We start from the raw sequence: 24,535 nt of genomic DNA on the forward strand, positions 1-24,535 counted from the left end.
AGTCTACTCCAGCACGATTCTCTCAAGAAATGATGTATCTATGTTTCCTTCGATAAAATCCTTGTTGGTCATGATCCTCTTCTGGAAGAAGATGGTGGTCTTGATACCCTCGATAATATACTCGTCCAGCGCCCGGGACATGCGTTTGATGGCATCCTGCCGCGTTTCGGCATGGACGATCAGCTTGGCCACCATGGAGTCGTAATAGGGCAAGACGGTATACTGGTCATAGACGAAGGAATCCACCCGCACCCCCAGCCCTCCCGGCGGGTGGTAGGCGGTTATCTTGCCGGGACAGGGGGTGAACTTGTGGGGATCCTCGGCATTGATGCGGCACTCGATGGCATGGCCGCTGATCTTGATGTCCTCCTGCCTATAGCGCAGAGGACAGCCGGCTGCCGAGCGGATCTGTTCGCGGACGATGTCGACGCCGGTTATCATCTCGGTTACCGGGTGCTCCACCTGAACGCGGGTATTCATCTCCATGAAATAGAAGTTGTTCTCTTTGTCCACCAGGAACTCAACGGTTCCCACGCTGTTGTATCCAACCGATGCGGCCGCCCTGACCGCTGCCTCCCCCATGGCTGCGCGCAGCTCCGGGGTACTGATGGTGGAGGGGGCCTCCTCGATCAGCTTCTGGTGGCGCCGCTGGATGGAGCAGTCACGCTCCCCCAGGTGAATCACGTTGCCATGCTTGTCGGCCAGGATCTGGATCTCCACATGACGCGGGTGCTCGCAATACTTTTCTATGTACACTTCAGGGTTGCCAAAGCCTGACTGGGCCTCGGCACGGGCGGTGGCAAAGGCATTGGGGAGCGCCGCCTGGGAGTGAACGATCTTCATGCCGCGACCGCCCCCCCCTGCCGTAGCCTTGATAATCACCGGGAAGCCGATCTCCTTGGCAATGGTTATGGCCTCATCCACCGAAGCGACCCCCTCCTTGGTGCCGGGCAGGATCGGCACTCCCTGGGCAGTGACCGCCTGACGGGCGCTGATCTTGTCGCCCATGATGCGCATGCTCTCCGGGCTGGGGCCGATGAAGGTGATGCCGCACTTTTCGCAGATTTCAGCGAAATCGGCGTTTTCCGACAAAAACCCGTAGCCGGGGTGGATGGCCTCGGCATCGGTCAGTTCAGCGGCACTGATGATGGCATTGATATTCAGGTAACTCTGGGCGCTGGCGGCGGGGCCGATGCAGACGCTCTCGTCGGCCAGCTTGACGTGCAGTGAGTTGATATCGGGTTGGGAGTAAACCGCCACCGTCTTGATGCCCAGTTCCTTGCAGGCCCGGATGATGCGCAGGGCAATCTCGCCCCGGTTGGCGATCAGAATCTTATGAAACATGAAAAGGTAACCTCTTGTATTCTCCAGACGGATAAAAGTCAGCCGGGGGACTGGCCGTGGGCGGGAGATCCCCGCAATCAACGTTCACACAACCATCCCCGTGCGCAGGCACCTACATTTTTTCGATGACAAACAGCGGATCGCCGAATTCGACGGCCTGGCCGTTTTCCTTGCACACCTTGAGGATTCTGCAACGGAACTCGGCCTCTATCTCGTTCATCAGCTTCATGGCTTCCACGATGCAAAGCATCTGCCCCTTCTCAACCACCTGGCCGGGTTCCACATAGGAGGCGGCACCCGGTTCGGGAGCGCAGTAGAACGTGCCGACGATGGGCGAATTGATCGTGTCCCCCTGGGCGGCGGTAGGAGCCGCCGCGGAAGCGGGAGCCTCGGCCGGAGCGGACGCGCACTGTACCGCGGCCTGCGGCGCGGGTACGGGAACCATGGACAGCTGCTCTACCCGTGCTCCCCGACGGATAACGATCTTTTCATCGGAGTTTTCCATCTCAAACTCGGTAATATCCGTCTCGGTGATCATATCAAACAGTACCTGCAGGTCTTTAACATCCATTTTTGTCTCCTTTGAAATACGGCCGTGCTTTTACCCGGTTGGCACCGGATCCCCGGCAATAGGCGGGGTACTCCTCTATACGTACATCAGCTCTTTTGAAACCCGCGTCAGCGCACGGCAGCCATCAGGCAGGACCACCACCGTGTCCTCGATCCTCACCCCGCCAAAGCCGGGAATATAGATACCAGGTTCGATGGTGAACACCATCCCCTCCTGGAGGGTCATATCGTTGCGGGGGGAGATGGCCGGCTTCTCGTGAACCTCAAGACCGACCCCGTGCCCCAGGCCATGGCCGAAATAGTCGCCAAAGCCGCGACCGCGGATATGATCGCGGGCAACGGCATCCAGGTCGCGGCAGGAGATGCCCGGTCTGACCGCTGCAATGGCCAGGTCGTGGGCCTCCTTGACAACGGCGTAAACATCAACACCGCGCCGGTCAGGCGTGCCGATGGCAATGGTTACGGTCTCGTCGGAAACGTATCCGTCCATGCAGGCGCCGAAGTCGATGGTAACCAGTTCGCCGGAGCGGAGCAGTTTTTCCGACGCCCGGCCATGGGGCATGGCGCCCCGTTCTCCCGAGGCAACGATGAAATCAAAGGCCCTGCCCTCGGCGCCGCGGTTTCGCATCTCCTTTTCGAGTTCCCAGGCAAAAGAGGCCTCGCTGACACCGGGACCCAATTTTCCCAGACAGGCAACAAGGGCATCCGAGGCCAAACCGGCCACGCGGGAGAGCCGCTCCAGCTCATCCTGGTCTTTGCAGGAACGGATCTGGTCCAGGTCGCCCCCCAGGGAGACCAGTTCATGCCCTTTCAAGCTTGAAGAGAGTTCGCTGAACGCGGCGAAGGTGGTGTGGGCCGCCTCGAAACCGATGCGCGACAACCCCAGATCGTCGACCAATTCCCGTAGCAAAGCATTTCTATCGCTGTACTGGAGCACCTCGCCGTCCAGTACCTCGGCAGCTGCCTGTGTCGTATAGCGCGAATCGCACAGCAAACGGCACTCCTCCCGGGTGAGCAGCAGTGCGCCGTCAGAGCCGGTAAAGCCTGACAGGTAGCGAATATTCGCAAGGCTTAAGAACAGGATCGCATCCAGGTCATGGGCAGTGAAAAAGCGCTCCAGTCTGGCGCGCCTGATGTGTAGCATAGGTAAATCCATTAGCACAAATTGTTTTTTCCAGGGATGATTACATTATCGGAATCGCATCGTCCGCGCTGTCTCGTTGAAGGCATGGTGAATCCCGTGGTGCAGGGGGCCGCAAAACAGCAGGCTAGAGCAGCATCCTGGCCAACTCATACGATTTGAGCCTCAGCAGGTAGCGCCCCTTGCCCAGGCTGGCGTCACGATCCATCACCAGAATGACGAACAGTTCCTGACTCAGAACCCGTAAAACAACACACATGTCGCCGCTGGTGGTGGAGACTTCCTCCATCTCGCCCACCTTGAGCAGCTCCACTGCCCGCCTGATGTCACCCAGCAGCGTGGCGTATTCAACCGAGAGAAGCTGCAGATCAAAGCTTCCCTCATCCACAACCACCTGATCGATGGGAATACCGTCGCTGGCCATGATGACGACTGCCCGGCCACCGGCTACATTTTCCACTATTTCCGTCAGTGTACCCTTTAGCGACATGCCTTGATCCTCCTGATCGAGTCGAGCCAACCCTCAAGCGTGGCGACCACCGCATCGGACTGCCCCTGAACCGGGATTCCGGAAGGAAGCGTCGGTACTTCCTGAACAGTCAGCAGAGAAACTGCTTCAGGAAGAGGAGGCGGAACCGCGCCAGCCGCCGCACGCTCCATCTGTTGGGCCTCAATCTCGGCGATACGGGACAGGGCATCGCTGTTCCCCGGATCATCAACCGCCAGGGAGCGGTAGATATCCAGCGCCTTGGAGAGAAACCCCTGCTGGACGTACAGTTCCGCCAAGGTAGCGGTGGAGAGCGGGTCAAGGCGGGGAGCCGCAGCGGGAACGGGAGGTTCCTCTTCCACCACTTCCTCCAGCAGGATATCGCCATCATCGAGATCGATGACATCTTCTTCCTGCTCGGAAAACGCCAGTGAAGGAAGATCAGGAACAGATGTCTGCTCCACTGACTGCTGGACGCCCACCGCAACCTCGGCAAGGGAAGGCTGTTCCAGCAGCCTCAGTTCCTCGCGGCACTCCTCGTCATCGGGGTGGAAATCCAGCAGAACCCGATAGAGCCGTTGTGCCCCCTCAGGATCTCCCGCGGCAACCAGAAGCCTCCCCAGAATTCTCTGACTCTCGGCATCCTCAGGTACGGCCGCAACGACAGCCTCAAGGGCCTGGCGGCTCTCGTCCATGAGTCCCTTGGCGTAACAGGCCAGGGCCAGGGAGCGCTGACCGGCAACATAGGCGGGAAATTTCTCCACCCCCCGCCGCGCGGTGTGCAGAGCGTCATCCACCAGATTGAGCTTAAGGTAAGCGTCCGACAACCGGGAGAAGAGATAGGAATCGGGGTTCTGCGCCAGATGCTCCTCGTAGTTCTTGATATCAGCCCAGAATGATGCACGTTCATGTTGCATGATTCAGACCTCCAGTCCACTCAGGGTGAGCAGTTGCTCCGCGGTCAAGTTAACCACGACACAGTCGCCGATGCCGCGATTGCAGATAAATCTGATGATGCCGCTGCGACTCTTCTTGTCCGTCAGCAAGGTCTCCGCCAAACGGCCTTGGTCGATCCGGGGAGGGATGCACGGGAGACCAAAACGCCCCAGGAGAGCGACGATCCGGGAAACATCCCCCTCGCTGCAGTATCCGCCGGCCAGACTGATCCGGGCGGCAAGCACCATGCCGATGGCAACCGCCTCGCCATGCACCAGGGTGCCGTAACCGGCCAGGGTTTCAATGGCATGGCCCAGGGTATGGCCGTAGTTGAGGATGGCGCGTAGTCCGCTCTCCTTCTCGTCTTGCTCCACAACCCGCGCCTTCAGTTCACAGCAGCGCAACACGATGCGCTCCAGGCAGTCGGCATCCATCTCCAGAATCCTGCCGCTGTCCCGTTCCAGGAGTTCATAGAAGGCCAGGTCCATGGCTACGCCGTATTTGATCACCTCGGCCAGGCCGGCGCGAAACTCGCGCTGCGGAAGCGTGGTAAGCGTCTCCACGTCGATCAGTACGAGGCGCGGCTGATAGAAGGCGCCGATCAGATTCTTGCCCCGCGGATGGTCGATGGCTGTCTTGCCGCCAACGCTGCTGTCGACCTGCGCCAGCAGGGTTGTGGGAACCTGCACAAAGGGGATGCCGCGCAGGAAGGTCGCGGCGGCGAAACCGGCCAGGTCTCCCACGACACCGCCCCCGAGGGCCACGATGTAGGAGTTGCGATCCAGACCCGCCTGGATCAGCTGATCATAGACGAGGTTCAAGGTCGCCGCGTTCTTGTGTTCCTCTCCTTCGGGAATCAGGATCAGGGTAACCTGATTGCCTGACTCGACAAGCGATGCCCGCACCTGCTCGGCGTACAACTCCGCCACGGCAGGGTTGCTGATCACCGCCACGCGCCCGGAAAGCCCCCGTTCGAGGCAGTGTCGCCCCAGCGACGGGAGCGTACCGCCGTCGATCAGAATATCGTAACTGTTTTCTCCCAGGTTGACGGTCAGCACACTCACGCAGGCAACCCCTTTAAAACCTTCATAATCTTTGGCGCAACATCTTCCACGGAAACGTTGTCCATGTCAATTCCAATAATTCCCTCTGAACATAAAGTGCACCCCGACTCCCCTCGCTGCGGTCACCATAGCATACCGCCTGGCGGGCGCGGCCACAAACCTGGGCTCACGGCTGCCGGGGAGCTCAGAGGGTGCGAATCCGTTCGCAATACCCCTGGTAATTGCGCCTGATTTCCTGGACGGAATCGCCGCCGAACTTCTCGAGAAAGGCATTGGCGATCTCAACGGCAACAACCGCCTCGGCCACCACCAGCGCGGCAGGAACGGCACAGGTATCGGAGCGCTCAACCGCCGCCTGGAACGGCTCATGGGTCAGCATGTCAACCGAGCGGAGCGGCTTATAGAGGGTGGGGATCGGTTTCATGGCAGCCCTGAGGATGATCGCCTCGCCGTTGGACATGCCCCCCTCGATGCCGCCGGCATTGTTGGACGTGCGGTAATAGGCGCCGCCTGAATCGGCTCCGGTGCGTGCGGCATCGCGGAATATCTCATCGTGCACCTGGGAACCGGGGCGTCGGGCCGTCTCAAAACCGATGCCCACCTCGACCCCCTTGATGGCCTGAATGCTCATCAGCGCCATGGCCAGTCGCGCATCCAGCTTGCGGTCCCACTGGACATGGCTCCCCAGGCCGGGCGGAACGCCGATCACCTGCACCTCCACCACCCCACCCAGGGTATCGCCGCTCCCCTTGGCGTCATCGATCAGTCGTTTCATCTCCTGCTCGGCAGCCCCGTCACAGCAGAACAATGGCGACTGTCCGGCGCTGGCCCAGATGTATTCAAAGGAGGCAGCGGGGTCGGTGGCTACGACACCACCCACTTCGCGGACAACCCCACCCACCCTGATGCCGAAGAGCCGCAGCAGGGCCTTGGCAGCAGCTCCCACGGCAACACGCACGGCAGTCTCGCGGGCACTGGAGCGTTCCAGGATGTTGCGCAGGTCCCGGTGACCGTACTTGAGGGCGCCGCCCAGGTCGGCATGGCCTGGACGGGGACGTGTGACAGCCTGTGATTCGTCGCGAAACTCCGGAAGCGACGACATCTTCGTACTCCAGTTTTCCCAGTCGCGGTTTTTCACCACCAGGGTTAACGGTGATGCCAGCGTCTCTCCCCAACGCACCCCGGAGAGTATCTCCACCTGGTCTTTCTCGATCTTCATCCGGTCGCCACGGCCGTAGCCCTGCTGGCGCCGGGCCAGCTCGCGGTTGATATCCTCGGCCAGAAGCGGAACGCCGGCCGGCATCCCCTCGATAATCGCGGTCAACTGTGGTCCGTGGGATTCCCCTGCTGTCAGATAACGAAGCATAGAAATAAAAAAACCTCCATGAATATGAAGAATCCCGGCCAAAATAGCATTTATGCCGGGCGCTCGGCAAGGCAAAAGACTTTTGCCGTTTCACGACAGGCGGACGCCGGGGGACGAGGTAATGAGATGCGGCCGTGCTCCAGGGCACTTAAGCTCCACCACCTGCTTGCCGTTGCAGGCCGCCCGCACCAGGACGCCGATGATGCGTCCCTTGCTGGAGGTGCGGTAAAGGGTCATCTTGACGCCGCGCACCCTGGGGTCATCGGCAGCCGCGCACAGGTAACGCTCCACCGTGGTGGAAAAGGATGGCTTAGATACAAAACCCGCTATGGAAATCAATCGCATTTCTCGGTCTATGGGTGTGGAGAGTCGCCGCTAAAATAATCTGATAAAATGTCATGGCCCAGCCTCAATTCCGGCAAAAACGGGCCATCGGGGCCAGAAAAAAGCCCGCCACGGCTGCCAAATAAACACTTGCCGATTGACAACTTTTGTATAAGAATCATCACGCATACACACAAAGCGCAGTCATTCCCGTACACAGCCCCGCACCCCCCATCCACCAGGCAATGACCGGATCAGGGGCCATCACCACAGTCAATCCCGAACAACGAGAGGAACGTCACGCATGTCCTTTGCAGGTGACCTGGAGCACTTACCCATAGTCGATGTGATTCAGCTGCTCCACTCCACGAGAAAAACAGGGACGCTCTGCCTCAAAAGCCAGAAGGGGGAGAGTCAACTGGTTTTTAATGACGGCTATATCGTCAGTGCAAACCACGTCCAGAACAACGTCCGTATCGGCCAGATCCTGGTGGAGATGTCCGCCATCACCCCCGAACACCTGGAGGAAGCGCTTCAACGCCAGGAACGTGACGGAACCGGACGTAAGCCGCTGATCGCCACGCTCATCGAGGGTGGCCAGATCGACCGCCAAGTCGCCTTTGCCGGCCTGGAAACACTGATCGAGATGACCATCGTAGAGGTATTGACCTGGAACAGCGGCACATTCGCTCTGGATGTGGACGCAACGGTGACAAGCGATGAATACCGTTATTTCCCCGAGATTCTCAAACAGGAAATCCAGCTCAATACGCAGAACATCCTTATGGATGCCCTGCGCATATACGACGAAAAGATGCGTGACGGCACGCTGGGTGAGGGAGCCTTCCTGGCAACCCATGACTTCGAGGCAACGGAACAGAACGGCATCATTACCGCGGATGTGCTCGGCCTCGACGACCTCGACAAGCTTGACAAAAAGATCCCGGATGTGTTCCTGGGACTGAAGGAGTACGACGTCTCTGAAATCCATCGCCAGAGAATCAGGGAGGCTGTGCCAGACCTGCCCCCGGACGACCAGAACCGGCTTTTCACCCTGCTACGGGAATACTCCGACGAGACGCCTTCCGCCTCCCCGGCGACAGACTCCCCTGCCCCGCCCCTGGCGGTGATCGTCTTCAGCAACGACCCCTTCATTACCCACATTGTCTCCACCGTGTGCAGACATGAAGGACTATTCGTCTTCTCCACCGACGATGCGACAAACCTGGACCCGATCGTTGACCAGTCCCTTGCCAAGGAACTGGTGCCACTCCTGGTCATTGACGCGCCGCTTGAGGCGGATGGCCCCTTTTCCCCCGGCGAAATCCAGGATCTGCTGCTGCGAAAGCGGGAAAAGTATCCCCACATCGTTATCCTGCAACTGGTCGCGCCCCGCGACTGCGAGTTTCCCCTGCTGGCTCTGCAGGCCGGCGTGCGCAGCGTCCTGGCCAGGCCCGTCAGGGGGAAACAGCACGCGCTTTTCGTGGAAAACAGCGCCAAGTTTCTGAAAACATTCCAGCTTACGCTGCAAAAAAACTATGTAAGCTCCGACCAAAGGATACTGCGCTGCTTCAAGGATTGCATCTGTGAACTGGACAGCCAGCGCAGCCTGCCGGAAATGGCCTTTGTGGTGCTCACATTCGCCTCCGCCATGTTCGAGCGAACGCTGACGCTGGTCGTGAGAGAAAACCAGCTGATCGCCGAAAAGGGATTCGGGATCAGGGGCGACAAAAGCAGCGGGGCAACGGAAGCCATGCTTTTCAACGTGCCACTGGGAGAGCCGTCGGTATTTCAGGACGTGCTCAAAAGCGGCCGCTACTTCTACGGCCAGTGCAACGACGCGGTCCTGAGTACCCATCTCCATGCGCGGATCGGAACGCCCCACAGCCCCAAGATGATGCTCATGCCCATCAAGGCCCTGGGACGGGTCATCGCCCTGATCTACGGCGATTTTGGCGACATGGCCGGTTCGCCGCTCCAGATCGACCTTCTGGATATCGCTGCACGCCATGCCGGACTGCTGCTGGACAACAGCCTGTACCGGAAGAGATATCTCGCCTCGGCCCAGAAGAGCAACCAGAACACCCCGCAGTCATAACAAGGAGAATCCATGGACATCAACATACTGCACCAGATCCTGGAAATCGCCTTTCAGAAACGGGTTTCCGACCTCCATTTCGAGGTCGACAATCCCCCCTTTTTCCGGGGACGCGGGCAACTGATCCGCTCCAAGATGCAGAATCTGACCCCCGGGGACACGGAGTTCATAGCAGCACGCGTCCTGGAGCAGAACAATCGCCAGATCAATAGTGATTTCAAGGAACTTGACGCGTCATACGCTTTACCCAGCGGAGGGCGCTTCCGTGCCAGCGTCTTCAAGCAGCGCGGACACTTCGGCATCGTCATGCGTGTCATCCCTCCCCACGTCAGTACCTTCCAGGAGCTGAACCTGCCGCCGGTGCTGGAGGAGATTGCCAAGGCGCCCAACGGCCTGATCCTGGTCACCGGCCCCACCGGTAACGGCAAATCCACCACCCTGGCAGCCATGATCAGATGCATCAACGAACACAACAACTACAACATCATAACCATAGAAGATCCCATTGAATTCCTCTTCACCTCCCAGAGGAGTTGCATCATCCAGAGGGAGGTCGGCATCGACACCGCCAGCTTCAACAGCGCCCTGAAGGCGGCTCTGCGCATGGATCCGGATGTAATCATGGTGGGAGAAATGCGCGACACGGAAACCATCGACGCCTGCATCAAGGCGGCGGAGACCGGCCATCTGGTCCTGACCACCCTGCACACCCAGGGTGCCGTCTCCACCATAAACCGCATCGTGGGCAACTTCCCGCCCGACACGCAGGAGATCATCCGCCAGCGGTTGGCCGATATCCTCGTGGCCACCATCTCGCTGCGACTGGTAAAGGACAAAACCGGCGAGAGCATCCTGCCGGTGGTGGAGATCATGCGCGCCACCACGACCATCCAGGCCTGCATCCGCGAGGGGCGGCTGAGCGAACTGGAAAAGCATATCGAAAACGGCAGTTCCCAGTACCAGATGCAGTCTTTGGACCAACACCTGCTGCAGCTCTACAAACAGGGGCAGATCACCATCGAGGATGCCAAGCGTCTGACCCACTCCATGGACCTGGAACGGAAGCTTATGTTCGATTCATAGGGAAGCAGGGCCTAAACGGGGAAGGAGTTTTATCTGCTAGCCGCGTGCTGCGGGCAGGTACTCGCCGTTGATCACATTGACCGGCGCAGCGGCCAGAAACGAGGCCACGTTGGCGGCTGCCATCCCCACCAGCCTTGTGCGCGCCGCCAGCGAGGCCCAGGCAAGGTGGGGGGTGATGATGCAGTTGGGGGCCGAGAGCAGCGGGTTGTCGCCACGGGGCGGTTCGTGGGCAAGCACATCCAGTCCCGCTCCGGCGATGATACCGTCACGCAACGCCCGGTCCAGGTCGGCCTCGTTTATCAGGCCTCCCCTGGACGTATTGATCAGAAGGGAGCTCGGTTTCATTCTCGCCAGGAGCCCGGCATTGACAAATCCGCTGTTTTCCCTGGTCTGCGGACAGTTGAGGCTGATCACGTCTGCGGTCTCGAAAAGCTCCTCCAGGGGAACCAAACGCACCGGCAATTGTCCCAGGTGACGCGGAATGCGCTGGGCATGGACGAGGACTCGCATGCCGAACGCGTTGGCGATGCGCGCGACAGCCTGCCCGGTCGAGCCGTAGCCCACGACCCCCAGGGTCAGGCCATTCAACTCCAGGATGGTTTTCCGGTAGAAACAGAAATCGGGACAGTCCACCCACTCCCCCCCCCTTACCGCGGCAGCATGGGCGCCAACAGCCGAGGTCAACTCCAGCAGCAGGGCAAATACAGCCTGGGCAACCGTTTCCGTTGCATAGGCCGGAACGTTGGAGACCGGAATGCCCCGCCGCCCCGCAGCAACAATGTCGACGTTGTTGTAGCCGGTGGCCAGGACCGATAAATATTCGAGCTTCGGCAATGCCGCCAGAACAGCGGCGCTCAAAGTGCACTTGCTGGTCAGGATCACGCGCGCCTCCCGGGCACGTTCGACGATCAACTCCGGCGGAGTACGCCCATGGATCACACACTCCCCCAGTGCCTCCAGCGGTTCCCAGCTGGCATCGCCGGGGTTGATGGTATGGCCGTCCAGAATCACGATTCTGCTCTTCTCGCTCATGGCAGCACGATCCTTCCTCCGAAAATATAGTGCCAGATTGTAGGGTTATCTCCCGGAAAGTCAAGCGTCACGACCAGTTCTCACGCTATTTCCCCCCGGCCGACCACGCTTGACACCTCTTCCGTTTAAGGCTATGGTTAAAAATCTAATTTCAAACACTTACGCGTGACATGCACCCCCTAACCGAATACATTATGTTTCGCCACTGACAGGATATGCCGTACCAACTCGGTAACAACCAGGAACAACATACGCTGACCTACCTGAGCAAACTGGGGACGAACCTGATCGACTCCATCGTCAGGAGGTTTTCCAACCCGCTGACGGCTCGGCGCAACCGGTTCATCCTCCTTGTTCTGACCGCACTGTTGCTGGCCCTGATCATCCTGCCCAAACAGCACTTCTTCTCCTTTGATTTCAGGCCGGGCGACATAGCCACTTCCGATATCCGCGCCCCCCAGGATTACCTGGTCGAGGACCATGTTCTCACCGAACAGCGCCGCAGGGAGATCAGCAACAGCGCCCCGATCATCTACAACCTGAGCGACAGGGTCCCCTCCTATCTGACGGAGAAACTGGAGCAGGCCCTGGCGGTCATCCGAGAAAAGCGCACCTCTCTTCCGCACAGCGACATGGAAACCTGGCGCAGGCTGCTTGCTTCGTCGCTGGACACCGAACTGAGCGCCGCGGAACTGAAGGCACTGATACGCATTGAGTCGGACAAAAATTTCCTGGCCGATGCCGCCCGCCTGCTCGACGAACTGTACCAGCGCAAGATCGTGCTGGACGGCAGGGTCTTCCAGACAAACAGCAGGCGGGGAATCGAGATCCTGGACAACGACGGCCACCTGATCGGCGCTGGCAACCAGTCCATGGAGTACACGGAGATCACCGAAGCGCGCGGCATTGTTGCCGGCTGGCGTTTCTCCGGCCTGGGCAAACCGGGTGACACCAGACACATCTCGGCGGTTATTTCCCGTATCCTGCTGCCCAACCTCTTCTACAACCGCGAGGCATCGGAGATCCGCAGCGCCGCTGCCAGAGAGGCGGTCAGCCCGGTTCTCTTCAAGGTCCAGAAGGGTGAGATGATCGTCCGCATCGGGGACCGGATCACTGCCGAACAGTCCCAGAAGTTGCGCACCATCTTCCAGGAGAGCCGCAGCGAAAACCGCCTCTTCGCGGCAATCGGAACCTTCGCCACCATCCTGGTGCTGCTCTATTTTCCCTACCGTTTCGCCTGCAAGAACATCCGCAAGTTCGACCCGACCAACAAGGACATCCTGCTTATCTCGCTTCTGATGACCGGCAGTTTTCTGTTCTTCAAGACTGCCCTCTTGATTACCCATAACATTGGACCGGTGTTCCCGCACATAGAAACAAACAACTACTACTATCTGTTCCCCTTTGCCGCCGGGGCAATGATCGTGCGCATCTTCCTCAATTCCGAGGTCGCCCTGGTCTACTGCGCCATCCTGGCGCCGCTTCTGGGGATCATGTTTGAAAACAGCATGTTCGTGGTGATCTACGCCCTGCTGGGCAGCATCGTCGGCGCCCACGGCATACGACATTGCACCAGCCGGAGCACCGTCTACGCCGCCGGCCTGAAGGTATCGGTGGTCAACCTGGCCCTGGCCCTCTCCTTTCAGACCTTCAGCAACACCCTCTTCAGCATGCAGACCATCTATACGGCAATTTTCGCCGTGCTGAGCGGCATCATTTGCGCCGGTCTGGTTTCCGGTTTCATTCCGATCATTGAAACGCTCTTCAACTACACAACCGACATCAAGCTGCTGGAACTGGCCAACCTCAACTCCCCCCTGCTGCGGGACCTGATGGTGCGGGCTCCGGGAACCTACCATCACAGCGTGGTGGTGGGAAATCTGGTGGAGGCGGCGGCCGAGGCGGTCAACGCCAACCCCCTGCTGGCACGGGTGTCAGCCTACTACCATGACGTGGGTAAGGCTTCCAAGCCGCTCTATTTCATAGAAAACCAGGGAAACGAGTATAACCGTCACGACAAGCTCTCGCCCAGCATGAGCGCGCTGATCCTGATCTCCCACATCAAGGAGGGAGCGGAACTGGCCCGCGAAAACCGTCTGGGCCAGCCGATCATCAATATTATCCGCCAGCACCACGGCACGGCTCTGATAAAATTTTTCTACGACAAGGCCAAAACCCAGGCAGCGGCCAACGGCCAGAACGTGGAGGAGAAGGACTTCCGCTACCCCGGCCCCAAGCCGCAGACCCGCGAGGCTGGCATCGTCATGCTGGCCGACTGTGTCGAGGCCGCGTCACGGACCCTGGTCAACCCGACCCCGGACCGCATCCAGGGCATGGTGCAGAAGCTGATCAACAACATCTTCATCGACGGCCAGCTGGATGAATGCGAACTGACGCTCAAGAACCTGCATGAAATTGCCAGGAGCTTCAATCGTATCCTCAATGGAATATTCCATCACCGCATCGATTACCCCGACCCGGTGTACAAGGGGAGCAGCGGCAAAAAAATAGGGTTCCCAGCCAGGCAAAAGACCCAGGCCCAGCAGGAGCAGGGAGGCAGCGCACGTGCAGATACTGTTGAGCAACCGCCAGAGGAGGCACCGGATCAGGAGCGGCCAACTGAAAAAGGTGGCGGCGAGGATCTTAAGCGACTTGGGATGTCCTGAGGGGACGGAGCTGTCGATCTCCATCGTGGGAGACCGGGCTATCCGCCGCATCAACCGCGACTATCTGAACAGGGATCGTCCCACCAACGTGATCTCATTCTCCCTCCAGGAAGGGGAATGCGGCGCCATACCCTCCCTTGCACTGGGCGATGTGGTCATCTCGGCCGACACTGCTCTGCGAGAGGCTGAAGAAGGGGGGATGGAATTCTTCGAGCGTCTCTGTTTCCTGCTGCTGCACGGCACCCTGCACCTGTGCGGTTACGACCATGAGCGGAGCGGTGAGGAAGAAGCGGCCAGGATGGAGGCCAGGGAGGTGGAGTTATTCAGCGTCCTGAAGAACGAGGGGTTGTTAAGCCAGACAGGTTCATAGACTCGGCCAACTGCGCCATCGCAGGCATCCTGCATGCCGTGCGGGCTGAAAAGCACATGCGCAACCACTTTGCCTTTGCGCTGCTAGTGCTGCTGGCCGCCCTGTTTCTGCGGGTGACGCCGGTGGAATTTGCCCTGCTGTCACTGTCGGTCTTGTTCGTGCTTTCCGCCGAACTGCTCAACACCGCCGTGGAAGCAGTGGTGGACCTGATATCACCGGAATACCACCCGCTTGCCAAAATCGCCAAGGATACCGCGGCAGGGGCGGTCCTGGTGGCTTGCATGGGCGCCGCCATTATCGGCTACATGATTCTGTCGCGACACGTGTTTCCCCTCTACGCAAAGGCCCTAGCCATGTACGGTTCATCCGCCGATATGGGGACGATGGTATCAGTGCTGATCGTCATCATCGTCGTCATCATGATCAAAAGCCTGACCCACAAGGGGACCGCACTGGAAGGTGGCATACCCAGCGGCCATGCGGCCGTTGCCTTTTCCATTGCAACCGCTGTGTCGCTCAACACCCAGGACCCGCTCATCTCGCTGCTCTGCGTCACCCTGGCGGCAATGGTCAGCCATTCACGCCTGCTGATGCGGATCCACACCATGCGCGAAATCACAATCGGCTCCCTGGTCGGTGCCGGCATAACGGCCATTGTGCTGCTTCTTTTCAAACAGTTCGCATAGACTGTGATAGGGCACGGCTTCGTCCACGGACTACCACAAATGCAAGGTAATATTTTTCACATCATCGGGAGGAAAGACACGTTGGAAGAGGGGAGCACCATAACATCCGGAATTTTCAAGCTGTTCGAACGCTTCGTCCACGGACGGAAGAAAATGACCGCCTATGAGATCCAGGACCTCATCAAGGCAAGCGAGGACGAGGGTGTGGTCAACGAGGAGGAGAGCGAGATGATTCGCTCCATATTCTCGCTCCGCTCAACCGTGGTGCGCGAGGTCATGGTACCGCGCATCGACATGGCCTGCATTTCCGTGGATGCGACCGTCCGGGAAATTCTGGAGACCATCCTGGCCTGCGGCCATTCGCGCATACCGGTCTTTGAAAACAGCGTCGACAACGTCATCGGACTACTCTATGCCAAGGACATGCTCAAATACTGGGGACTGTCCGAGGATCTGATCAGGGTCCGCTCCATCATGCGGCCCCCCTACTTTATCCCCGAAACCAAGAATCTGGAGCAACTGCTCCAGGAGTTCAAGAATAAGCACGTTCACCTGGCCATCGTCATCGACGAATACGGCGGCACATCGGGCCTGATCACCATCGAGGACCTGCTGGAGCAGATCGTAGGCGACATCCAGGACGAGCACGACCGGGAAGAGGCGCTCTTCACGACTAATGACGACGGATCGCTCACCGCCGATGCCCGTCTGCCCATCGAGGAACTGGAGCAACTCTTTGACATGGAGATCGAACATGACAAGTTCGATACGGTTGGCGGCCTGATCTTCCACCTGACCGGAAAGATCTCCGCACCCGGCGATACCGTCGAAAATGAACAGCTTGTCATCGCCGTCCTTGACTCCGATGAACGCAAGATCAAGCGGGTCTGCATAACCCGCAAGAACAACATGGAAACGGACAACGAGTGAACGCGGGATCCCTGTACACACACGCGGCCGCGATCTTCGATCGCCCCGGCCGTCTCGCCATCGCCTCCGGCGTTCTGATCGCCCTCTCCTTTCCCAGCACCGGTTTCTCGTTTCTGGCCTGGCTGGCTCTGATTCCCCTGCTGATAGCGCTTGAGGGCGCGTCGCTGGGCACCGCCTTCCGCGTCGGCTTCACCTGCGGGTTCAGCGCCTATGTAATCATCCTGTACTGGATCAACATCGTCATCACCCGCTACGGGCACCTCCCCTGGGTGACCAGCATCCCGCTCTACCTCATGCTGGCGGCCTGGCTGGCACTGTTCTACGGTTTCGCCACCCTGGTGGCCCGCCATGGTGAGCTGGGAGGATTCAAGAGCGCCTTTACCCTGCCGGTCGCCTGGGTGGCCGGCGACTTTGTCCGCTCCTTTCTGCTGACCGGTTTTCCCTGGGCCATGCTGGGACACTCCCAGTACCGCACCCTGCCGCTGATCCAGATCGCCGACATCACCGGAGTCTACGGCATCACCCTGCTGATAGTTCTGGCCAACGTGGTATTCTACCGCGTGCTGCGGGCAGTCTGGGGGAAGGCAGCTCCCTATCCGGTGAAAAGCGCTTTGGTGCTGTTCATCACCCTGATCGCCGCGCTATATTACGGCTTTGAGCGACTGAACGTGGCCGAGGAACAGACAGACCGGACGATCAAGGTTGCCCTGATCCAGGGTAATATCCCCCAAGACGTAAAATGGAGTCCGGCTTTCCGGGACAGTACGCTCGCGGCCTACGAACGACTGACCAGGGAAGCTGCACGGGAATCTCTCGATCTGGTGGTCTGGCCGGAAAGCGCGGTTCCCTTTTTCTTCCAGGACCATCCCCAGGAGGCCGAGCGCATCAGGGAACTGGCGCGGGAACTGGGAAGTCATCTGCTGCTGGGCAGCCCGGCCCACGAAACACGCAACGACCGCATAACCTTCCTGAACAGCGCCTTTGTCGTCTCGCCCAGGGGAGAGACTATCGCCAGGGGTGACAAGCTGCACCTGGTGCCATTCGGAGAGTACGTGCCCCTGGGGGGCATCTTTCCCTTCATTAACAAGATCGTGGTCGGCATCGGCGATTTCTCGGCCGGAGAACATGCCACTCCGCTGCCTGTCGGCTCTACGCGGGCGGGGCTTTTGGTCTGCTACGAGGCAATCTTTCCCGAACTTGCCCGGGAGTACGTGCGCAACGGGGCGCGCATCCTGGTGAACATTACCAATGACGCCTGGTTCGGAAACTCTTCAGCTCCCTATCAGCACCTCTCCATCGCCGCCTTCAGGGCGGTGGAGACCCGCACCCCCCTGATCAGGGCGGCAAATACCGGCATAACCGCCATCATCGACCGCAACGGCCATATCCGCACCATGACTCCGCTGTTCCGCGAGGCTTTCAGTAGTGGAGAAATCACCCCGGGAAAGGGTGATTCGATCCTTGTGCGAATCGGAGACGCGGCTGCATGGCTCTGTACCATCCTGACGGCCGGCATCCTGCTGATCTCATGGAGACGGCGCACATAATTCACCAGCTGAGGCCAAACGGGCGGGGAGCACATCAGTGTCCGCCCGCCGCCGCTGGCTCAGCACACCACCAGAGAAGGAGCACACCATGTTTCGTGAAGAAGTAGCCCGTTTGAACAACTTTGAGGAGCGTATCGCCAAGCTCCGGGGGTCTCTTTGACGTAGATGGCAAACGGGAATCGATCCAGGAGATCGAATCCAAGATCGCCGCCCCCGGTTTCTGGGACAACGCGGACTCATCCCAGGGAATCCTCAAGGAGCGAACCAGCCTGGAAAAGATCGTGCAGCTGTGGGACTCCCTCGTCCGTCAGCAGGAGGATGTGCGGGTGATGATCGAACTGGGCGAGGAGGAGGCTGACGAGGAAACACTGAAAGAAGTAGGGGAGATGAACAACCGCCTGCAGCAGGGTGTGGAGGCGGCGGAGTTCCAACGTATGCTCTCCGGCGAACATGACCGCAACTCCTGCTTCATCTCCATCAACCCGGGAGCCGGCGGCACCGAATCCCAGGATTGGGCCGAAATGCTGCTGCGCATGTACCTGCGTTACTGCGAAAAGAAGGGGTGGAAGACCAGCATCACCGACTACCAGTCCGGAGACGAGGCCGGCATCAAGTCGGCCACCTTCAGCGTCAGCGGCGAGTATGCCTACGGCTACCTCAAGGCCGAGGCGGGCATTCACCGCCTGGTGCGCATCTCCCCCTTTGACAGCAACGCCCGCCGCCACACCTCCTTTGCCTCGGTCTACGCATTCCCGGAGATAGAGGAGGAGGACATCGACATCAAGATCGCCGATTCCGACCTGCGGGTGGACACCTTTCGCTCGGGCGGCGCCGGTGGGCAGCATGTGAACACCACCGACTCGGCCGTTCGCATCACCCACCTTCCCACGAACATCGTCGTGGCCTGCCAGAGTGAACGGAGCCAGATCCTTAACCGCGCAACAGCCATGAAGGTGCTGCGGGCGAAACTGTACGAGAAAGAGGTGCAGGAGCGGACGGCCAGGGCATCGGAGATCGCCAGCGAGAAAAAGGAGATCGGTTGGGGAAGCCAAATCCGCTCCTATGTGCTGCACCCCTACAAGATGGTCAAGGACCTGCGCACCGGAGTGGAGTCGGGCAACCCGGATGCGGTGCTGGACGGCGCCCTGGAGGAGTTCGTGGTAGCGTATCTGATGGGAGTCAGGCGACAGGCCGGAGATGCGGAGTAAGGCCTGTCGCTGAAAAAGATCAGGCCGTATGACTCTTGGTCATACGGCCTGATGGAAACCATCATCGTGTGGGGCCGTCCTGTTTCAAACTGTCGTGTCCAGCGCCATTGTGTTGTTCATCATATCGGACAGACGCGAGAAGATTTCGGGGGGAGTCTGGTAAACCAGGTTGCTGAAGCTGTCCATGAACTTGATGCTCAGATCGCCCTTGAAATCATAGACGAAAACGACGCCGTCCGTATTCCGGGGAATCTCCCTCAGGCTGAATGGAGTCGTTGTAACAGTCTGACGGGTGGATGCGGAATCCTCGACCCGCCTTCCCTGCAGCAGGCGAACCGTATCGTCGGTTTTTGTCCGTGACTTGCCGACCACCGACAGGCTGTCAACAGGCCAAAGCGGTGAATGCGACGTCCCGAAGGATGGTGCCGATGCGATTTTCGAACCGAGCGTGTAAACAAACATGCCTGTGGAAGAAACACTGGAAGCAGTCATGATCCCTCTCCTGGCGAGGAAACTGATACCATACTGTATTACAACGAACCATACTGGATTAACCTATTTTATGCAATCCATTTTCACCCTGTTTCGAACCGGCGCCGTGGAAGGGCCATTCCAGGCCGGCATTCCCCCTCTCCGAACCCAAAAAGTTCTTTACTCGTCGGGCCATAATATGGATACTAACCCGACACGCCAATGTCCACTCCACGAATGATCACCCTTTGAGAGAATGTATCGTTTTATTCGACCAGCCATACTGGCGCTCTGCTGCGTCATCGTCCTGTATTCCCCCATGCTTGCCGCCGCCGCGGCGCTTTCCGGAGTGCGAAGCCTGGGCTACGCCATCCAGATGGGCGCATTCTCCGACGTAAAAAACGCAGAGCGATTCACGGCCACGCTCCAGGCCAAGGGGATCGAGGCCTTCTATTTCCGCAAGGACAACGGCATCTACGCCGTCCGTTTCGGTGACTTCGCCACCAAGGCCAAGGCCCGCACCGCGGCCGACCGCCTGGTGGCGGACAAACTGATCGACGGCTACTACATCGCCCCCCCCCATCAGGCCGTCTTCTCGGCCGCCAAGGGACCGGGATGGCAGAAGCAACCCGCTGCCGAGATCCATGCGGCACGGGACAAGAAGCGCGACGACAGCACAGCAATGCGGAGCGTCGATGGCTCAAAACAGAATAATAGATCAAGCCGCTCGGAGCGCGACATGGGCTTTATCGCGGCCCGCACCGCCGAACGTTTCGTGGGCATACCCTACCGCTGGGGCGGGGACAACGTAGTCGAAGGAATGGATTGCAGCGGATTCGTCAGGGCCGTCTACAACCTGTGCGGCGTGAGCATCCCGCGCACGTCGCGGGATCAGTTCAAGGCCGGTGAGTCCGTCAGCCGGGGGACACTACTGGATGGCGACCTGGTCTTCTTCGGCTCGGACGAGGACAAAATCAATCATGTGGGCATCTATGTGGGTAAGGGCAAATTCGTCCACGCCCCCCGCAGGGGCGAGGAGATTCGCATAACCTCAATCGATGACACCTATTTCGACAAGCGCTTCGTCGGCGCACGCAGATATTTTCAATAAAACGGGGAACACATGGCCATCATCAGACCATTCCGGGCTCTTCGCCCTCCAAAGAATCTTGCCGAACAGGTTGCCGCCCTGCCCTACGACGTCATGAACGTTGAGGAGGCGCGCGCCATGGCATCGGGGAATACCTACAGTTTTTTACACGTTTCCCGTCCTGAAATCGATCTGGCTCCGGAAATAGATCCCCATGACGACCAGGTCCACCTGCAGGGAAAACTGAATCTGGACCGGTTTATCCATCAGGGCACACTGGTCAGCGACAGCGGGGAGTTTTTCTACGTCTACCGCCAGCGCATGGGTGAGATAACCCAGACAGGCTTGGTCGCCTGCGCCGGGGTGGATGACTACCACGCCGGTGTGATCAAGAAGCACGAGCATACCCGTCCGGACAAAGAGGACGACCGGGTCAGACACATCGACACCTTGAACGCCAACGACGAACCGGTCTTCTACATCTCCCGCTCCTGCAGCGAGATAGAGGAGATCATCGCCAACGTGGTTAGCGGGCCGGCGGAGTACGATTTCGTCACCGACGACAACGTGGCCCACACCCTCTGGGTCATCAACGACCAAAGCCTGGTGGAGCGTCTGACCGCCCTGTTCGCCATTCTTCCCAATCTGTACGTTGCCGACGGTCACCACCGCAGCGCGGCGGCCGAACGGGTCCGCGACCTGCGGCGCGGGGCAAATCATAACCACACCGGAAACGAAGAATACAACTTCTTCCTGACCGTCATATTTCCCGAGAATCAGCTGAACATCATGCCCTACAACAGGGTGGTGAAGGACCTGAACGGTCAGAGCAGCGCCGAGTTCATGGAGCGTGTTGCCCGGATCTTCGAGGTAAGCGAATCTCCCGATCCGGTCCTGCCCGAGGCGCGTCATTGCTTCGGCATGTACCTGGACAGCCGCTGGTACCGACTCCGGCTCCAGCCGGGGACTGTGGACGAATCGGACAGCGTCGCCCATCTGGACGTCTCCATCCTCCAGGACCGGCTGCTGAATCCGCTGCTGGGCATCCACAACCCCCGCACCGACACCCGTATCCATTTCGTGGGCGGGATACGTGGCAACGAGGAACTGGTCCGCCTGGTGGACAGCGGCGACTACCGGGTGGCATTCTCACTTTTCCCCACCTCCGTGGGTGAGCTTATGGAACTGGCCGACCAGGACCAGATCATGCCCCCCAAGTCAACCTGGTTTGAACCAAAGCTGCGCAGCGGGCTGTTCGTCCACCTGCTGGAGTGAGACAGGACATGTTCCAGGCCGCGGCCGACGCCATACGCCAGGCACAGGCCTTCATCATTACCGCCGGCGCGGGCATGGGAGTAGATTCCGGCCTGCCGGATTTTCGCGGCACCAGCGGATTCTGGCAGGCCTACCCCCCTTACGCCAAACGTGGCCTCTCCTTCGCCGAGGCAGCCAATCCGCTGCACTTCCAGCGCGACCCCTCCTTCGGGTGGGGCTTTTACGGCCATCGCTGCAATCTCTACCGCTCCACCATCCCCCACGAGGGATTTCACATCCTGCAACACTGGATCCGACGCACCGGGGCCGGCCACTTCATTGTCACCTCCAACGTGGACGGCCAGTTCCAGAAGGCCGGCTTCGACGAAGCGAATATCCTGGAGGTACACGGTTCCATCCACCACCTGCAGTGCCTGGAACCGTGCTGCGATTCCATCTGGCCCAATGACGAGACATTCGACATCGACACGCAGGCCATGCGTTCCCGCTCCATCCCCCGATGCCCCCGCTGTGGCAGCGTCAGCCGCCCCAACATCCTCATGTTCGGCGACTGGTCCTGGCTTTCCGGGCGCACGGACTGCCAGCAGGCCCGCTTCCAGGGATTCCTGGACATGATGCAGGGGAAACGCTGGGTGGTGATCGAACTGGGCGCAGGAACGACCATTCCCACCATCCGGGCCACATCGGAGCGACTGGGGCAACGCCTTGACAGTGTCAGGGTGATCCGCATCAACCCGCGCGAAGCAGATATCAGGCATCCCCACCTTTCCCTCCCCTGCAACGCCCTGGAGGGGCTGCGACACATCGACCGCGTCGTCGGCGACTGAACCATTGCAAGGTGCGTGTTTTCTCATTTTTCCTTGCCATCGGTCGAACGGTTATGCTACAAAACTATGCTTAACAAATTCGCACGCCCCGCAACAGACCGGCGGTGTCCCTTGTGACGTGCAGGGATTCAACGGGGCGGAAGACAAACCAAAGGAGAACACCCATGTCAAGCATCAGCATGAAAGAACTGCTGGAGGCCGGCGTCCACTTCGGCCATCAGACCAAGCGCTGGAATCCCAAGATGAAACCGTACATCTTCGGGGCTCGTAACGGCATCTACATCATCGACCTGCAGAAAACCGTCCGCTACTTCAAATCCGCCTACAATTTCGTCAAGGAATCAGTTCTCAACGGAGATACCGTCCTGTTCGTGGGTACCAAAAAGCAGGCCCAGGACTCCGTGTGCGAAGAGGCCCAGCGCTGCGGCATGCACTACGTCAACCAGCGCTGGCTGGGGGGGATGCTGACCAACTTCACCACCGTCAAGCAGAGCATCGATCGCCTGAAGCGCATCGACGCCATGTTCGAGGATGGCACCATCGAGGCATACCCCAAGAAGGAGGCTCTCCAGTTCGAGAAGGAGCGCGTGAAGCTGCAGAAGATCCTGGGCGGCATCAAAGGCATGAACAGGCTTCCCGGCCTGATGTTCGTGATCGACCCCAAGAACGAGGAGATCGCCATCCAGGAAGCCAAGAAGCTGGGCATCCCGGTCGTAGCAATCGTTGACACCAACTGTGACCCCGACCCCATCGACTACGTCATTCCGGGCAACGATGATGCCATCCGTGCCATCCGCCTGCTATCCTCCAAGATGGCCGACGCGGTCATCGAAGGAGCCCAGGCCCGCAACGCCGCCCTGCAGGCTGAAAAAGAGGGTGCCGCCGATGCGGAGACCGCCGGCGAACAGGTGGTTGAGGAAGAAGTGGCCCAGGCCTAGGAATCCGGGCGCGGTCGGGAACGGTCCAGCGGACCGTCTCTCGCCGCGCCTTCCACGGCGTCGTCACAGGAATCAGATACAGCACATTTCGGAAGGAGCTCCCCACCCATGGCAATTACAGCTGCCCAAATCAATGAACTGAGAAAAGCTACCGGAGCCGGTATGCTCGACTGCAAGAAAGCCCTGGAACAGAACGACGGCGATTTCGAGAAATCCGTCGACTACCTGCGTACCAAGGGACTGGCCGCGGCAGCCAAGAAATCCAGCCGCGCCGCCACCGAGGGAATGGTGGCAGCCTTCGTGTCCGACGACCTGAAGAGCGGCGTGCTGCTGGAAATCAACAGCGAAACCGATTTTGTCGCCAAAAACGATCTCTTCAAGGCTTTTGTGAACAATATCGGCCAGCACATCCTGTCCACCTCCCCCGCCGACCGCGACGCCATGCTGGCGCAGCCCTACAGCGGTGATCCCTCCAAGACCGTACAGAGCTACCTGAACGAATCCATTTCGGTCATTGGCGAGAACATCCAGATCCGCCGCTTCTCCCGCTTCGATGTCCAGGGCGATGGCTGCATCGGTGCCTACATCCACGCCGGCGGCAAGATTGGCGTCATGGTGCAGGTGGAGAGCCCGGCTGTCACCTCCGCCAACCAGGAGACCATCACCACCCTGGTGAAGGATGTCGCCATGCACTCGGCGGCAGCCGCGCCCCGTTACGTCACCCGCGAGCAGGTACCTGCCGACGTCCTGGAGCGCGAGAAGGACATCTACCGCGCCAAGGCACGGGAGACCGGCAAACCGGATAACATCATCGAAAAGATCATTGTCGGCCAGATCAATAAGTTCTACGGTGACATCTGCCTCAACGAGCAGGTCTACGTAAAGGATACCGACAAGACCATTCCCCAGGTACTCAAGGAAGCCTCAGCCGCGGCGGGCGGAACCATCGGCATCAGTCGATTCGAGCGCTTCGTGCTTGGCGAGGGTCTGGAGAAGAAGGAATCGGATTTTGCCGCCGAGGTGGCGGCAGCGGCCGGCCTCAAATAGCAGCCACAGCCGGCCGGAAATGGCCGGCTTTTTTT

Annotated in this window: 22 protein-coding genes and 1 pseudogene; 13 read left to right on the forward strand and 10 right to left on the reverse strand. The window is 59.4% G+C overall.

The genetic code is table 11. The annotated features are described in order from the left end of the window. Positions 1-3: 3 nt before the first annotated feature. The 8 genes and pseudogenes from accC to PPRO_RS21865 form a co-directional block, all read right to left on the reverse strand. Positions 4-1,344 (reverse strand): acetyl-CoA carboxylase biotin carboxylase subunit, encoded by a 1,341-nt coding sequence (accC, locus tag PPRO_RS10035; protein ID WP_011735896.1) that lies wholly within the window; start codon positions 1,342-1,344, stop codon positions 4-6. Positions 1,345-1,456: 112 nt separating this feature from the next. Then, positions 1,457-1,915, reverse strand: coding sequence for an acetyl-CoA carboxylase biotin carboxyl carrier protein (accB, locus tag PPRO_RS10040; RefSeq protein ID WP_011735897.1), 459 nt, complete (start codon positions 1,913-1,915; stop codon positions 1,457-1,459). Between the two features lie 75 nt (positions 1,916-1,990). Beyond that, positions 1,991-3,058: a M24 family metallopeptidase gene (locus tag PPRO_RS10045; RefSeq protein WP_049759691.1), complete on the reverse strand. Its 1,068-nt coding sequence runs from the start codon at positions 3,056-3,058 to the stop codon at positions 1,991-1,993. 124 nt (positions 3,059-3,182) lie between these two features. Continuing rightward, a complete protein-coding gene (locus tag PPRO_RS10050) occupies positions 3,183-3,545 on the reverse strand; it encodes a roadblock/LC7 domain-containing protein (RefSeq protein WP_011735899.1) in 363 nt (120 codons plus the stop codon). Beyond that, a complete protein-coding gene (locus PPRO_RS10055) occupies positions 3,536-4,459 on the reverse strand; it encodes a tetratricopeptide repeat protein (RefSeq protein ID WP_011735900.1) in 924 nt (307 codons plus the stop codon). The genes PPRO_RS10050 and PPRO_RS10055 overlap by 10 nt, the downstream gene beginning before the upstream one ends. A gap of 3 nt (positions 4,460-4,462) precedes the next feature. Further along, on the reverse strand, positions 4,463-5,542 hold the full coding sequence (aroB, locus tag PPRO_RS10060; RefSeq protein WP_011735901.1) for a 3-dehydroquinate synthase: 1,080 nt from the start codon (positions 5,540-5,542) through the stop codon (positions 4,463-4,465). 184 nt (positions 5,543-5,726) lie between these two features. Next, a complete protein-coding gene (gene aroC, locus PPRO_RS10065) occupies positions 5,727-6,908 on the reverse strand; it encodes a chorismate synthase (RefSeq protein WP_011735902.1) in 1,182 nt (393 codons plus the stop codon). Between the two features lie 147 nt (positions 6,909-7,055). Continuing rightward, positions 7,056-7,214: pseudogene (locus tag PPRO_RS21865) on the reverse strand (hypothetical protein); the annotation flags it as partial. 322 nt (positions 7,215-7,536) lie between these two features. On the opposite strand from PPRO_RS21865, the gene PPRO_RS10075 reads away from it, so the two are divergent. After that, entirely contained in the window at positions 7,537-9,330 is a 1,794-nt protein-coding gene (locus PPRO_RS10075) for a DUF4388 domain-containing protein (RefSeq protein ID WP_011735904.1), read from the forward strand. 12 nt (positions 9,331-9,342) lie between these two features. Further along, a complete protein-coding gene (locus PPRO_RS10080) occupies positions 9,343-10,413 on the forward strand; it encodes a type IV pilus twitching motility protein PilT (RefSeq protein ID WP_011735905.1) in 1,071 nt (356 codons plus the stop codon). Between the two features lie 36 nt (positions 10,414-10,449). Here the strand turns inward: PPRO_RS10080 and PPRO_RS10085 are convergent, their stop codons facing one another. Next, positions 10,450-11,445 (reverse strand): D-2-hydroxyacid dehydrogenase, encoded by a 996-nt coding sequence (locus PPRO_RS10085; protein WP_011735906.1) that lies wholly within the window; start codon positions 11,443-11,445, stop codon positions 10,450-10,452. 215 nt (positions 11,446-11,660) lie between these two features. Between PPRO_RS10085 and PPRO_RS10090 the strand changes: the two genes are divergently transcribed. The 6 genes from PPRO_RS10090 (at position 11,661) to prfB (ending at position 18,852) form a co-directional block, all read left to right on the forward strand. Next, positions 11,661-14,111, forward strand: coding sequence for an HD family phosphohydrolase (locus tag PPRO_RS10090; RefSeq protein WP_011735907.1), 2,451 nt, complete (start codon positions 11,661-11,663; stop codon positions 14,109-14,111). Beyond that, a complete protein-coding gene (ybeY, locus tag PPRO_RS10095) occupies positions 14,098-14,481 on the forward strand; it encodes an rRNA maturation RNase YbeY (RefSeq protein ID WP_011735908.1) in 384 nt (127 codons plus the stop codon). The genes PPRO_RS10090 and ybeY overlap by 14 nt, the downstream gene beginning before the upstream one ends. A gap of 17 nt (positions 14,482-14,498) precedes the next feature. Further along, on the forward strand, positions 14,499-15,167 hold the full coding sequence (locus tag PPRO_RS10100; protein WP_269634989.1) for a diacylglycerol kinase: 669 nt from the start codon (positions 14,499-14,501) through the stop codon (positions 15,165-15,167). A 39-nt stretch (positions 15,168-15,206) separates the two neighbouring features. After that, the gene (locus PPRO_RS10105; RefSeq protein ID WP_011735910.1) at positions 15,207-16,097 is read left to right on the forward strand and encodes a hemolysin family protein; all 891 of its coding nucleotides are present in this window, start codon (positions 15,207-15,209) and stop codon (positions 16,095-16,097) included. Next, complete coding sequence (lnt, locus tag PPRO_RS10110; protein WP_011735911.1) at positions 16,094-17,644, forward strand: apolipoprotein N-acyltransferase; 1,551 nt, start codon at positions 16,094-16,096, stop codon at positions 17,642-17,644. Before PPRO_RS10105 ends, lnt begins: the two co-directional genes overlap by 4 nt. Positions 17,645-17,732: 88 nt before the next feature. Further along, a protein-coding gene (gene prfB / locus PPRO_RS10115) for a peptide chain release factor 2 (RefSeq protein WP_157039981.1) occupies positions 17,733-18,852 on the forward strand; the annotation gives its coding sequence in 2 pieces (ribosomal slippage) (positions 17,733-17,801 and positions 17,803-18,852; 1,119 coding nt in all). Positions 18,853-18,936: 84 nt separating this feature from the next. On the opposite strand, the gene PPRO_RS10120 is transcribed toward prfB, so the two are convergent. Further along, positions 18,937-19,344: a hypothetical protein gene (locus tag PPRO_RS10120; protein WP_011735913.1), complete on the reverse strand. Its 408-nt coding sequence runs from the start codon at positions 19,342-19,344 to the stop codon at positions 18,937-18,939. Between the two features lie 235 nt (positions 19,345-19,579). On the opposite strand from PPRO_RS10120, the gene PPRO_RS10125 reads away from it, so the two are divergent. From PPRO_RS10125 to tsf, 5 genes are all read left to right on the forward strand, one after another. Next, a complete protein-coding gene (locus PPRO_RS10125; protein ID WP_011735915.1) occupies positions 19,580-20,434 on the forward strand; it encodes an NlpC/P60 family protein in 855 nt (284 codons plus the stop codon). 12 nt (positions 20,435-20,446) lie between these two features. Then, positions 20,447-21,688, forward strand: coding sequence for a DUF1015 domain-containing protein (locus PPRO_RS10130; protein ID WP_011735916.1), 1,242 nt, complete (start codon positions 20,447-20,449; stop codon positions 21,686-21,688). Positions 21,689-21,696: 8 nt separating this feature from the next. Next, positions 21,697-22,515 (forward strand): SIR2 family NAD-dependent protein deacylase, encoded by an 819-nt coding sequence (locus tag PPRO_RS10135; RefSeq protein WP_011735917.1) that lies wholly within the window; start codon positions 21,697-21,699, stop codon positions 22,513-22,515. A gap of 164 nt (positions 22,516-22,679) precedes the next feature. Further along, complete coding sequence (rpsB, locus tag PPRO_RS10140) at positions 22,680-23,453, forward strand: 30S ribosomal protein S2 (protein WP_011735918.1); 774 nt, start codon at positions 22,680-22,682, stop codon at positions 23,451-23,453. A 108-nt stretch (positions 23,454-23,561) separates the two neighbouring features. Beyond that, positions 23,562-24,500: a translation elongation factor Ts gene (gene tsf, locus PPRO_RS10145; RefSeq protein ID WP_011735919.1), complete on the forward strand. Its 939-nt coding sequence runs from the start codon at positions 23,562-23,564 to the stop codon at positions 24,498-24,500. The last annotated feature ends 35 nt before the right edge of the window (positions 24,501-24,535 follow it).

The organism is Pelobacter propionicus DSM 2379 (genome assembly GCF_000015045.1).
In the GTDB taxonomy this organism is placed as follows: Bacteria; Desulfobacterota; Desulfuromonadia; order Geobacterales; family Pseudopelobacteraceae; genus Pseudopelobacter; species Pseudopelobacter propionicus.